The sequence below is a fragment of the Pseudomonas sp. R62 genome (genome assembly GCF_000257605.1).
GTDB lineage: Bacteria > Pseudomonadota > Gammaproteobacteria > Pseudomonadales > Pseudomonadaceae > Aquipseudomonas > Aquipseudomonas atacamensis.
Map to the genome: position 1 here is coordinate 466,579 of NZ_JH635998.1, position 11,729 is coordinate 478,307.

An 11,729-nucleotide genomic window follows, 5' to 3' on the forward strand; every position below is an offset into this window, starting at 1 on the left:
GTCTGGGGGCGTGGATTCCGAGTGCGCTGGTCGGCCTGTGCTTCGTCAACCTGCCGGGGCAGTTCGTCGGCCCGCTGGGCGAACTGGCCGGTGGCATCGACATCAGTTTGCCGGTGACATTGGGCCTGGCGTCGGTGGTGTATCTGACGCTGCTGCGCCTGTTCCCCGAACCTCGGGAAGTGTTTGGGCCAACGGATGTGCGCAGTGAAGCCGCCATAAAACCTCAACTGCGTCAGGCCGCCTGACACGAATCCCCTGTGGGAGCCTTGCAGCCCCATTTGCTTGACCATAAAAAAGACAATCGGAGACACGCCATCATGGCTTTGGATTTATTCGTCGTACTCATTTATGCCGCTGCGATGCTGGTTCTCGGCTACTACGGCATGCGCAAGGCCAAGACCCACGAAGACTATCTGGTTGCCGGGCGTAATCTGGGACCGTCGCTGTACATGGGCACCATGGCAGCAACCGTCCTCGGCGGCGCGTCCACCGTCGGCACGGTCCGTCTGGGCTACGTGCATGGCATCTCCGGGTTCTGGCTGTGCGCGGCACTGGGCTGCGGCATCGTCGCGCTGAACCTGTTCCTCGCCAAGCCCTTGCTTAAACTCAAGGTATTCACCGTCACCCAGGTCCTGGAGAAGCGCTACAACCCGATGGCGCGCACCGCCAGTGCGACGATCATGCTCGCTTACGCGCTGATGATCGGCGTGACCTCGATTCTGGCGATCGGCACCGTGCTGCAAGTGTTGTTCGGTCTGCCCTTCTGGATTTCCGTACTGCTGGGCGGCGGCATCGTGGTGATTTATTCAACGATCGGCGGCATGTGGTCGCTGACCCTGACGGACATCGTCCAGTTCGGCATCCAGACAGTGGGTCTGATGTTCGTGTTGTTGCCGATCTGCCTTTACCGCGTAGGCGGCTGGGATCAATTGGTCGCGCAACTGCCGGCGGCCAGTTTCAACTTCACCAGCATCGGCTGGGACACGATCATTACCTACTTCATGATCTACTTCTTCGGCATCCTGATCGGCCAGGACATCTGGCAGCGGGTGTTCACGGCAAAAAGCGAAAAAGTCGCCAAGTACGCCGGCACCTCGGCCGGGATCTACTGCATCATTTACGGTCTGGTCTGCGCCTTGATCGGCATGGCTGCGCATGTACTGATTCCGGATCTGGACAACGTCAACAACGCCTTTGCCGCCATCGTCAAAGTCTCGCTGCCTGACGGCATCCGTGGCCTGGTGATCGCTGCCGCACTGGCGGCGATGATGTCCACCGCCAGCGCCGGCCTGCTCGCCGCGTCCACCACCCTGACTGAAGACCTGCTGCCGAAACTGCGCGGCGGCAAACAGTCCAACGTCGCGGTCAGCCGTCTGTTTACGCTGCTGACGGGGATCGCGGTGCTGGGCATTGCTCTGGTCGTCAATGACGTGATCAGCGCGCTGACCCTGGCTTACAACCTCTTGGTCGGTGGCATGCTGATTCCGCTGATGGGCGCGATTTTCTGGAAGCGTGCGACTACCGCCGGGGCGATCAGCGCCATGACGCTGGGCTTTATCACGGCGCTGGTGTTCATGGTCAAGGACGGCATGGACGCGAACTCGCCGATCTATTACAGCCTGGGTGTCAGCCTGGTGAGCTTTGTACTGGTCAGCCTGTTCTCGCCGCGCCCGGCAACCGTGGCAACGGCGGTATGAATCGACTGTAACGACTTGATGTTTTCTTCAGCGGGTGTGGCGTCGGTAGCCACACTCGTTTTTTTTGCCTGATAAAAAACAAAAGATCGCAGCCTTCGGCAGCTCCTACACTTTGTAGAAACTGCCGACGGCTGCGATCCTGAAATCTCTGATCGCAGGGATTAACGGCGACGTGGCTGGCGTCGGCGCTGTTCGTCGTCCGTGCGAATCGGTACCGGTTGCAGAGGCGGTTCGATCAAACCGAGGGCAACTCCCAAATCGTGCAGCCAGTTCTGGATTTTCTCTTTCATCGTCATGCCCCCTTCAGGGTGGTGCTGAGCGGCCGGAATTCTGAGGCCGCTTCGCACTGATAATAGTCCGAAGTCCTACGTAATGCTCGGCCAAATCCGCAATGATCTGTTACTGAATTGAACAGAATCCGGTGTGTTTGGTTCAGGCTGTTTCACGGGCTTCATGCAAAGCCACGGGATAGACCGCTTGCTGCACGTCGATCCAGGCATTCAGGTTGGCCCCGGCCATACCCTTGCGCCACATGAGCCACGTTGTCGCACCCGCGAACGGCTCGGCCAACGGATGCACGGCGACGCTTTCGCGACCCGGCAGGCTGGCGAGCATCGACTCGGCCATCAACGCCACACCGCTGCCGGCAATCACACAGGCGAGCATGCCCTGATACGACTCGATCTCCATCGGCCGGCCCATCGCCGCGTGATAGTGAGAGAACCACGCTTCCAGACGCATGCGATATGAACAGCCCTGACGGAAGGTGAATACCGAGCGCCCCTCGACATCCCGCGCGTTGTGCACCGGTGGATGGTCGATTTCAGTAATCAGCACCAGCCGCTCCTCGCACAACGGCACGCCATCGAGCCCGGCCAGTTCCAGCGGTCCGTCGACCAATGCCGCGTCGAGGCGACCGGTGAGCAACCCTTCAAGCAGTTCGCCGGTCGGCGCCGATTGCACCTGCAAATTCACCATCGGGTATTGCTTGTGATACCGCGCCAGCAGCGCCGGCAGATGGATCGCCGCCGTGCTGTACATGGTGCCCAGCACGAAATCCCCGGCCGGTTGCCCGCCCATCACCGCCGCACTGGCCTGATCGCGCAGAGCGAAGAGTTTGCCGGTGTAGTCGAGCAAAACCTTGCCCGCCGGCGACAGCTGCAAGCGCTGCCGTTCGCGGACGAACAGCTCAACGCCCAGTTGCTCCTCAAGCTGTCTCAGCCGCGTCGACAGATTCGACGGCACACGATGCAAACGCTCGGCGGCGCGGGTGATCGAGCCTTCCTCGGCGACCGCTTGGAATATCCGCAGTTGGCTGAACTCCACTGCTTTCTCCTTAACAGAACAAGTTACTCACTATTATTCAATTTTAAAGAAAGTCAATCGATCCTAGCCTGACGGTCATTGCTGCTTTGAAGGAAGCCCGACCATGTCGCCGCTGATACGTTTATCCGCCTGTTTCGTTGCCCTGATGATGGCCATGGGCATTGGCCGTTTCGCCCTGACACCTCAGATGCCGCACCTGCTCAGCGAAGGGCAGATCGATCTCACCGCCGCCGGGCTGATCGCGGCGGCCAACTACTTCGGCTATCTGCTCGGTGCCGTGGATGCGATGTTCGCCCAGCGGCCGCAGCAGGTGCAGCGTCGCCTGCATGGCGGGCTATGGCTGTGCGTGCTGCTGACACTGGCGTCGTTCTGGGCCAACGGTTTCTGGTCGCACTTGCTGTTGCGCTTTGGTACCGGGGTGGCGAGTGCCTGGGTGCTGGTGATGATTACTTCACTCAGTCAGCCGCTGGCGGCGGCAGCGGGTCGCCCGCGCTGGGGTGCTCTGGTTTTTGCCGGGCCGGGTCTGGGGATTTTTCTCACAGGCTTGCTGGCGCTGGTCTCACACCGCTTGCAGCAGACATCGGCGACGCTGTGGCTGATTTACGCGGCCGCCGCGTTGCTGATGATGCTCGGCGTCTGGCGGTTGTTACCGCAGCCCACGGGGGTAGCGAGGCCAGCGACAACCCATGTGAACCCAGCGAATCGCGGCATTGCCCGGCTGGCGCTGGTGTATGCGCTGTACGGCATCGGCTACATCATTCCGGCAACGTTCCTGTCGCAGATGGCCAACGCGCAGTTTCACGGCCAGTGGCAGGCGGATCTGTTCTGGCCGTGCTTTGGCCTCGGCGCGGCAATCGGTGTGTGGTTGGTGAGTCTGCGCCGACATGATCCCGAAACCACGCGGCACTGGCTGATGGCGACGTTGTGGCTGCAAGCGGCCGGAGTGTTCGCCTGTCTGCTGGGCAGCGGCGTCGGCCTGGCGTTGGGGGTGATCCTCTGCGGCACGCCGTTTCTGGCCTGCATGCAACTGGTCATGCAGCGTTCGCGAGAGCTGGCGCCCCACGACACTCAGCGCAACGCCGGGATGCTCACGGCGTGCTTCGCTGTCGGCCAACTGAGCGGCCCGCTGCTGGCGGCGCTGAGCAGCCATTTCAGCGGCGGCTTGCAGCCGGCGCTGCTGATCGCCGGTGCCGGCCTGCTGCTGGCCGGCGCGCTGGCGATGCAGGCCAGGGCTACTGGCCCAGCGCCTTGCGCAAACGCCGACGCAGCCACTGTTCGGCGCTGACGAAAGTGATGCCGAGCAGCACCAGCACGGCGCCGATGACGAAGTTCAGGCTCAACTGTTCGCCGAGCAGCAGCACGCCGAAGGTCACGCCGAACAACGGCGTCATGAACGAGAACACCGCAAGGTTGGCCGCCAGATAACGGCGCAGCAGCCAGAACCACACCAAGTAGCTGAAGAACGACACCACCAGCCCTTGGAACAGCACACTGGCCACCGCCACGGTAGTCAGGCTGACGTGGGTGATCTGGCCGCTGAACAACGCGATCAACAGCAGACCGATGAAACCGACCATCAGCTGATAAAACAGGGTCAATGTCACCGGCGCTTCCGACAGTCGCGAGGCGCGCACCACCACGGTGGTCGCGCCCCAACAGGCGCCGGCCAATACGCCGAAGGCATCGCCCAGCAGCATGCGCCGATCAAGGTTGTCCCACGACACACCACCGGCGAAGGCAATCGCGATGCCGATGAACGCCAGCAGAATCCCCAGCCATTGCAACGGGCGCAACCGCTCGCTGGCCAGCAGGAAATGCACGCCGAGTGCGGTGAAGATCGGCGCGGTATACAAGAACACCGACATATGCGCGGCGGTGGTCAGTTGCAGACCTTCGGCAATGAACAGAAATTCCAGACCAAACAGCGCACCGGCCAGCAAGCCGCCGCGCCAGGTGCTGCCGACCTGATCCCAACCGCCCTTCCAGCAGATCAGCAAACCGACCAGCAACGCAGAAATCCCCGAGCGCCCCGCCGCTTGCATCACCGGCGCGATGTCCGTTGCCGCCCACTTGATCAGGACTTGCTGCACACCCCAGATCAGGCACAGGCCGATCATCACTTGCAGGGCAAAACCGTCGGCATTGCGCCGCTCGGCACTCACCGCAACACCTCGAACACACACAACATGGCAGGCCATCCAATGGTCAGAAAACAGTGTCGGGGATTATCAATCAGTCGCGCGAAAAAAGCCGTCTGGAAAAGACATTAAGTTGGTCAGTGGCGTCAGCGCTGAATGGTTGACGGCTGCGCCGTCATTCGCGAGCAAGCCCGCTCCCACAGAGGGTTCGGTGAACATGTGGGAGCGAGCCTGCTCGCGAAGAGGCCAGCATTGCCAACACAACTGCCGGATCAGCTCAGGCAAATCGCTTCGCCATCAAATAACCCACCGTGCAGGCAACCGCCGTCGCCACTGTCCCCCACGCCCAGTCCATCAAACTCACCTGCACCGACCAGTCGCGCAAGGTCGCCCAATTGGTCAGGTCATAAGTGCCGTAGGCCACCAGCCCCAACAGCGCACCCAGCTTCGCCGCCCTCTGCCAGCTCAGCGCCGGCAACACGACAAACACCACGCAGCCAATAACGTACAGGCAATAAAAAACCGCTGCGGGCAACAGCAGCGGTTTTTCCAGCATCAGCGAACCGAGCAGTTCGCGATAGGTCGGCGCCATCAGCAGCCCGAGCCAGATGCCATCGAGCAGCAGAAACGTCAGCAGCGTTGCGACGTAAGCGATCAGCGCCTTTTTCATCGATCCAACCTCTTGTGTGGCCTGCAACATGGGCCACTCAAGGCTCAGGTTAGTTCAATGCGATCGGCGTGAATGACGATCTTGCCTTCCTTGTACAGCGAGCCGATGGCTTTCTTGAAGTTGCCCTTGCTGACACCGAACAGGCTGCTGATCAACGCCGGATCACTCTTGTCACTGACCGCCAGGGTGCCGTCGTTTTCGCGCAACTTGCCGAGGATCTTCGAACTCAGACTGCTCGCCGCTTCCTGACCAACCGGTTGCAGGCTCAGGCTGATCTTGCCGTCGGCGCGCACTTCCTTGATGAAGCCTTTCTCGCGCATGCCCGAACGCATGAACTTGAAGATCTCGTTCTTGTGAATCAGGCCCCAGTGCTTGTTGTTGATGATCGCCTTGAAGCCCATGTCGGTGGCTTCGGCTACCAGCAGATCAACTTCCTGGCCCGGGCTGTAGGTGGCCGGGGTCTTGTCCAGGTAACGATCGAGGCGCGCGGTGGCGGTGATGCGGCGCGTGTGTTTGTCGAGGTAGACGTGCACCACGCAGTATTCGCCGGCAGTCATCTGGCGCTTTTCTTCCGAGTACGGCAGCAGCAGATCTTTCGGCAGGCCCCAGTCGAGGAACACGCCGATGCTGTTGACTTCAACCACTTTCAGACTGGCAAATTCGCCGACCTGAACTTTCGGTTTTTCCGTGGTGGCGAGAAGTTTGTCTTCGCTGTCCAGATAGATGAATACGTTGAGCCAGTCTTCATCTTCGCTGGGAATATCTTTGGGGATATAACGGTTGGGCAAAAGAATTTCGCCATCGGCACCGCCGTCCAGATATAAACCGAAGTTAGTGTGTTTAACCACTTGCAAACTGTTGTAACGCCCGACTAAAGCCATTTCCGAAACCCTCAATACGTGGGCGGCATTCTACCCGTTTTTGCCGCCAACGTCGGGCGACAGATCCTCGCAGCGGAAAATCTGCGTCAACCTGTTGATTTTGCTTGATCACTGCCCTACGGGGTGCCGCTCGTCAGTCCGGTCCGACGCATCACTGCTGCGCTGATTGGCCTCACTTCAATTAAATGTTCTTATTTAAAACAGCAGGTTAGCTGCTTATTACGAGTGAGCGGCCGGTAATAATGCAGCGTTAAGGTTGGTTAATCCGGGGGATATTTACCAAGCTATTGTCAAGTTATTCCTGTACGATGCCTGGCCGAGTTACTTTTCTAAAGGTTAATGGCCGCCATGCGTGTAAAAGCATCCACCAGCAAAGCAAAGCCAGCTCCAGCCGTTGAAACCAGCGAATCGATCAACGATCAGATCGCAGCATTCCTCAAGTCCGGCGGCGAGATCCAGCAAATTGCCAAAGGCGTCAGTGGCCAGACATTCGGCCCGTCCAAGCAGATCAGCCTGGGCAAGAAGTAACACCGGTTTCACCCCGTCCAGAGGCGCTTTGAGCTTCGAAGCGCCTGGACTGGCACCGCGCAATCCCCCTTCGTTTTAAAACAAAAATTCCCGAAAATCGACGAACGGCCATCAATGCCGGGCATTCGCCGGTATCCTTGCACGCGTCTAGATCAAGCGTTTCAGCAGGCCTTCGCCCTGCGCTCGCAGTTCATGGAGTGACGCATGCGCCCATTTCCCTGTTTATTGTTCGTCAGCCTGCTGTCAGGCGCGACCGCGCACGCGCAGGTTTTTCAGGGTGAACTGGGCGACTTCGATCTCAAGCTCGGCACTACGCCCAGCCGCAGCATGGCCCAGGGTCTGGTCAAACCGGCGGCGGTCGGCTCGTTCCACGGTGGCCTTGATCTGAGCCACGACAGCGGCGTGTATTTCGGCCAGTACGCGCCGAGCATGGGCATCAGCCCGGGCAAGAACCTCGAGATCGATTCCTACGTCGGCTTCAAGCAGCCGTTCGATCAGGTGCTCGGCTATGAAGTCGGGATGATCCATTACAGCTATCCCCGCGTGGACACCCTCGACAGCCAGGAGCTGTTTGGTGGCCTGACTCTGCTCGGCAGTCGCTTCGGCATTGCCCTGAGCAACGACCCGGATAAACAGAACAACACCTTGTTTGCCGACCTCACTGGCAATCAGCCGTTCGGCATCGGCGTGAGCATGAAATACACCACGCACCAGTTGAATACACCGGCGGCGGTGGACGGTGGCTATATCAGCAGTTTCACTGATTGGTCGGTGAAACTGTCGCGGCCGTTCATGGGCGTTGATCTTGATCTGATCTACAGCGACTCCAGCCTCAGCGGCAGTGATTGCTCGGCCTATTCCGGGCACAACAGCGAGTGCGACGGCCTCGTCACCCTTAAGGCTGTACGCACGTTCTATTGATCGGCTGAACTGCCGCGCGCATCCTGCATCACATAAGAATCAGATTTCCGACGCCAGGCTCTCGCAAGGATTTGCCCATGTCTCGCTGGTTCAAACAGATTGCCGCCCTGCTGATCTTCACCCTCGCCCTCGGCGCTTGCAGCCGCGTGGGCCTGGCCTACCGCAACCTCGACGTAATCATCCCGTGGTCGCTGAGCGACTACGTGGACATGAACGGCGAACAGAAAGACTGGTTCAATGAACGCCTCAAGGAACATCTGAGCTGGCACTGCACCACGCAGTTACCGGGTTACCTCGACTGGCTGGACCGTCTGCAGGCCATGGTCGAGAGCAATCAGGTCAGCGACGCCGCGCTGCAGGAGCGCACTGCCGAAGCCAAGCAGGCCATCGCCGATACCGCCCGGGAAATCACCCCTTCGGCCATCGAGCTGCTGCAAGGCCTGGACGATAAACAGGTGGCAGAAATGAACGACGCGTTTGCCAAGGATTTGCGCAAACGTCAGCAGGAATACGTGAAACCGCCGCTGGCCCAGCAGATCAAGGAACGCGGCGAGCGCATGGAAAAACGCCTGAACGATTGGCTAGGCCCGCTCAGTGACACGCAGAAACAACGCGTCGTGGCCTGGACCAACGCCTTGGGCGACCAGAACACCCAATGGATCGCCAACCGCGCGCACTGGCAGCAACAGTTCAGCGCCGCCGTTGCGCAACGCCAAAGCGCGGAATTCCCACAACGCATCGAGACACTTCTGGTCAATCGCGAGCGCTTGTGGACAGCGGACTACCGCAAGGCCTACGCCAACACCGAAGCCCAGGCGCGCTCGCTGTTTGTCGACTTGATGGCCGAGAGCACGCCGCAACAGCGTGAGCGGTTGTTGAAGAAAATCGAGGGAGTGCGCAAAGACTTCAATGACCTCAAGTGCCTGAAGGCCGCGCAGAAACCTTGAATAAACCAATGGCCCATTGTGGGAGCGAGCCTGCTCGCGAAGGCGGAGTGTCAGACAGTTCAAATGTCACTGACAGACCGTTTTCGCGAGCAGGCTCGCTCCCACAGGGCGGATTTCACTGGCTCAGGCGATTTGAGCCTTTGAGGCGACTTCATCAAACGTCAGCTCATCCAGCGCATCGTCCTGCTCATCCAGCACCTGACGCGGGTGGTCGTTGCCGGGGATGCTGCTGTCGATCAGGCTCAACAGGCTGGAGCCGCGCGGGGTCAGAATGAAGTTGTTGCCAGTACTGCCCTCGTGATCCGGCCGCGGCTCGATGAATCCGCGCTCCAGCAAGAGCTGTTCATAATCACAGGCCAGGGTTTTCAAGTGATCGAGATTGTCGATCGGCTCGCCGGCGCTGGCTTTCTCGGCCGCATGGTCTTCGGCATAAGCCCGGGGAGCGAAGCTGTGGCCGGCGCTGTTCTGCACTTCATGCAGCAAACGTTCAATCAAATCCCAGTTATAAGTCGTCATCCTGATCCAACCTCCGGTGCGGGTGATTTTGTGCCGCTTTCAAGGTTGTGACCGAAGCGATGCGCAGCCGTTCAGCAGTATTTCCGGACCCGACCGACCGGCGGCTGTCGATTAACCCGCACGATGAACGACTAGTCTGAAACAGCCGGTTCAACCCGCAGGAGACATCGTCATGAACGTTGCAAACCATCCGGTGGTATCACGCGAAGAATGGCTCGCCGCCCGTCAGCAGCATCTGGCCCATGAAAAAGCCTTCACCCGGGAACGCGATCGCCTCAGCGCCGAGCGCCGCGCCCTGCCGTGGGTGAAAGTCGACAAGGACTATCATTTTCAAGGCCCGAACGGCGAGCTCAAGCTCAACGACCTGTTTGGCAACAACAGCCAGTTGATCATCTACCATTTCATGTTCGCCAAAGGCTGGGAGCAAGGCTGCCAGGGCTGCTCGTTCCTCAGCGACCACATCGACGGCGCCAACCAGCACCTGGCCCATCACGACGTCGCGGTGGTTGCAGTTTCCCATGCGCCGTTCAAGGAGTTTCAGGACTTCAAAAAGCGGATGGGCTGGAAGTTCGACTGGGTTTCGTCAGAAGGTTGCGATTTCAATTACGACTTCGGCGTCTGCGCCCGGGCTGAAGACGTCGCCAAGGGCAAGGCTACCTACAACTACGAAAAAACCGACAGCGCCGAGGAAGAAATGCCGGGGCTGAGCGTGTTTTATCGCAATGACGAAGGCGAGATTTTCCACACCTATTCCACATACGCGCGCGGTCTGGACATGCTGGTTGGCGCTTACCACTATCTGGATCTGACGCCCAAGGGCAGGAATGAAGACGAGATCATGGAATGGGTTCGGCATCATGATCGCTATGACGGTGCGCCAAAGTCAGGCTGCTGCCATGCCGATTGAGCGCAACCCTGCCCCCACAGTTTCTGAACTTTTGCCAGGCTTCAGGCCTCAACCGCTTACCTGCCTTAACCGGAACTGAGGCCTGCCCATGAAAACCCTGATCAAGCTGTCCCTCGCCGCCACTCTCGCCTACGCCCTGCCCGTCTGGGCTTGTACGCCTGAAGAGGCGACAATCAAACGCGAACAACTGGCCAAGGAAGTCTCCAAGCTCACCGAGCAGAATCCGGCAAAAGCCAAGGAGATCAACGCCGAGTTGCAGAAAATGGATCTGGGCACGGCCAGTGCGGATCTGCCGGACAAGTGCCAGTTGATCGATCAGCGTTTGAAGGAACTGGGTTCGGCGGAGAAAAAGGCCGACAGTTGAGGCGAAAAAAAACCGGACAATGTCCGGTTTTTTTATGCGCGGTCTAAAGCTTACTCAGCCGCAGGTTCAGCTGGCTTGCGACGCTTGAGCGGGGCCATGCCGTCGCTGCTCACCAGAGAATCCGGCTTCGGACGGTTGACGCTCTTGCGCTTGGTTGGTGTCTTGGCGGCGGTTTTTTTCTTGTCGCCCTTGGCGTCGGTCTTTTTCTTCTTCACACCAACCGCTTTACCCGAAGCCTTGACCTTTTTAGGGCCGCCGTAGGTGCCTTTGACTTCCTTGATGGTGCGGCGCTCGAAGCTCTGCTTCAGGTAGCGCTCGATGCTCGACATCAGGTTCCAGTCGCCGTGGCAGATCAGCGAGATCGCCAGACCGTCGTTGCCGGCGCGGCCGGTACGACCGATGCGGTGTACGTATTCGTCGCCGCTGCGTGGCATGTCGAAGTTGATCACCAGATCCAGACCGTCGACGTCCAGACCACGGGCGGCAACGTCAGTGGCGACGAGGATCTTCACACCGCCCTGCTTCAGACGATCGATCGCCAGTTTGCGATCCTTCTGGTCTTTCTCGCCGTGCAGCACGAACGCTTTGTATTCCTGAGCCACGAGGCGGCCGTAGATACGGTCGGCCATGGCGCGGGTGTTGGTGAAGACGATGGCCTTCTGGTAGGTCTCGTTGGCCAGCAGCCAGTTCACAATCTGCTCTTTGTGCTGATTGTGGTCGGCGGTGATGATTTGCTGACGAGTCGTCGAGTTGAGCTGGCTGACCGCGTTGAGCTGCAAGTGCTCCGGATTGTTCAGAACCTTGGCGATCATTTCGCGCAGACCGGAACCGCCG

The 11,729-nt window shown here is 59.4% G+C and carries 14 protein-coding genes and 1 pseudogene; 8 read left to right on the forward strand and 7 right to left on the reverse strand.

Annotation, left to right across the window (positions count from 1 at the left end; translation table 11 throughout):
• Together OQK_RS03580 and OQK_RS03585 are read left to right on the forward strand one after the other, a co-directional pair.
• Positions 1-245 (forward strand): annotated as a pseudogene (locus OQK_RS03580) (cytosine permease); the annotation flags it as partial.
• A gap of 72 nt (positions 246-317) precedes the next feature.
• Positions 318-1,697, forward strand: a complete 1,380-nt coding sequence (locus OQK_RS03585; protein WP_016771151.1) for a sodium:solute symporter — start codon at positions 318-320, stop codon at positions 1,695-1,697.
• 161 nt (positions 1,698-1,858) lie between these two features.
• Here the strand turns inward: OQK_RS03585 and OQK_RS31835 are convergent, their stop codons facing one another.
• Both OQK_RS31835 and ptrR read right to left on the reverse strand, forming a co-directional pair.
• Entirely contained in the window at positions 1,859-1,987 is a 129-nt protein-coding gene (locus tag OQK_RS31835; RefSeq protein ID WP_003184145.1) for a PA1414 family protein, read from the reverse strand.
• Between the two features lie 142 nt (positions 1,988-2,129).
• On the reverse strand, positions 2,130-3,023 hold the full coding sequence (ptrR, locus tag OQK_RS03590) for a putrescine utilization regulator PtrR (RefSeq protein ID WP_016771153.1): 894 nt from the start codon (positions 3,021-3,023) through the stop codon (positions 2,130-2,132).
• Between the two features lie 103 nt (positions 3,024-3,126).
• Between ptrR and OQK_RS03595 the strand changes: the two genes are divergently transcribed.
• A complete protein-coding gene (locus tag OQK_RS03595; RefSeq protein ID WP_016771154.1) occupies positions 3,127-4,308 on the forward strand; it encodes an MFS transporter in 1,182 nt (393 codons plus the stop codon).
• Here the strand turns inward: OQK_RS03595 and OQK_RS03600 are convergent.
• The 3 genes from OQK_RS03600 to OQK_RS03610 form a co-directional block, all read right to left on the reverse strand.
• Positions 4,256-5,185: a DMT family transporter gene (locus OQK_RS03600; RefSeq protein ID WP_016771155.1), complete on the reverse strand. Its 930-nt coding sequence runs from the start codon at positions 5,183-5,185 to the stop codon at positions 4,256-4,258. The two genes, OQK_RS03595 and OQK_RS03600, sit on opposite strands and share 53 nt — an antisense overlap.
• Before the next feature lie 253 nt (positions 5,186-5,438).
• Positions 5,439-5,831: a DUF2177 family protein gene (locus OQK_RS03605; protein WP_016771156.1), complete on the reverse strand. Its 393-nt coding sequence runs from the start codon at positions 5,829-5,831 to the stop codon at positions 5,439-5,441.
• Positions 5,832-5,875: 44 nt separating this feature from the next.
• On the reverse strand, positions 5,876-6,712 hold the full coding sequence (locus tag OQK_RS03610; protein ID WP_016771157.1) for a CvfB family protein: 837 nt from the start codon (positions 6,710-6,712) through the stop codon (positions 5,876-5,878).
• Positions 6,713-7,051: 339 nt separating this feature from the next.
• Here OQK_RS03610 and OQK_RS03615 point away from each other — a divergent pair, with 339 nt between their 5' ends.
• The 3 genes from OQK_RS03615 (at position 7,052) to OQK_RS03625 (ending at position 9,108) form a co-directional block, all read left to right on the forward strand.
• The gene (locus OQK_RS03615; protein WP_016985943.1) at positions 7,052-7,240 is read left to right on the forward strand and encodes a hypothetical protein; all 189 of its coding nucleotides are present in this window, start codon (positions 7,052-7,054) and stop codon (positions 7,238-7,240) included.
• 204 nt (positions 7,241-7,444) lie between these two features.
• Positions 7,445-8,161 carry a TorF family putative porin gene (locus OQK_RS03620; protein ID WP_016771158.1) on the forward strand — a complete coding sequence of 239 codons (717 nt, stop codon included), beginning with the start codon at positions 7,445-7,447 and terminating at the stop codon, positions 8,159-8,161.
• Positions 8,162-8,238: 77 nt separating this feature from the next.
• The gene (locus tag OQK_RS03625) at positions 8,239-9,108 is read left to right on the forward strand and encodes a DUF6279 family lipoprotein (protein WP_016771159.1); all 870 of its coding nucleotides are present in this window, start codon (positions 8,239-8,241) and stop codon (positions 9,106-9,108) included.
• Between the two features lie 123 nt (positions 9,109-9,231).
• On the opposite strand, the gene OQK_RS03630 is transcribed toward OQK_RS03625, so the two are convergent.
• Positions 9,232-9,624, reverse strand: a complete 393-nt coding sequence (locus tag OQK_RS03630) for a hypothetical protein (protein WP_016771160.1) — start codon at positions 9,622-9,624, stop codon at positions 9,232-9,234.
• Positions 9,625-9,796: 172 nt separating this feature from the next.
• Here OQK_RS03630 and OQK_RS03635 point away from each other — a divergent pair, with 172 nt between their 5' ends.
• Together OQK_RS03635 and OQK_RS03640 are read left to right on the forward strand one after the other, a co-directional pair.
• A complete protein-coding gene (locus OQK_RS03635; RefSeq protein WP_016771161.1) occupies positions 9,797-10,531 on the forward strand; it encodes a DUF899 domain-containing protein in 735 nt (244 codons plus the stop codon).
• Between the two features lie 88 nt (positions 10,532-10,619).
• Positions 10,620-10,895 carry a hypothetical protein gene (locus OQK_RS03640; RefSeq protein WP_016771162.1) on the forward strand — a complete coding sequence of 92 codons (276 nt, stop codon included), beginning with the start codon at positions 10,620-10,622 and terminating at the stop codon, positions 10,893-10,895.
• A gap of 50 nt (positions 10,896-10,945) precedes the next feature.
• On the opposite strand, the gene OQK_RS03645 is transcribed toward OQK_RS03640, so the two are convergent.
• Positions 10,946-11,729, reverse strand: a 784-nt coding sequence (locus tag OQK_RS03645; protein ID WP_038860508.1) for a helicase-related protein, incomplete at its 5' end; no start/stop codon positions are given.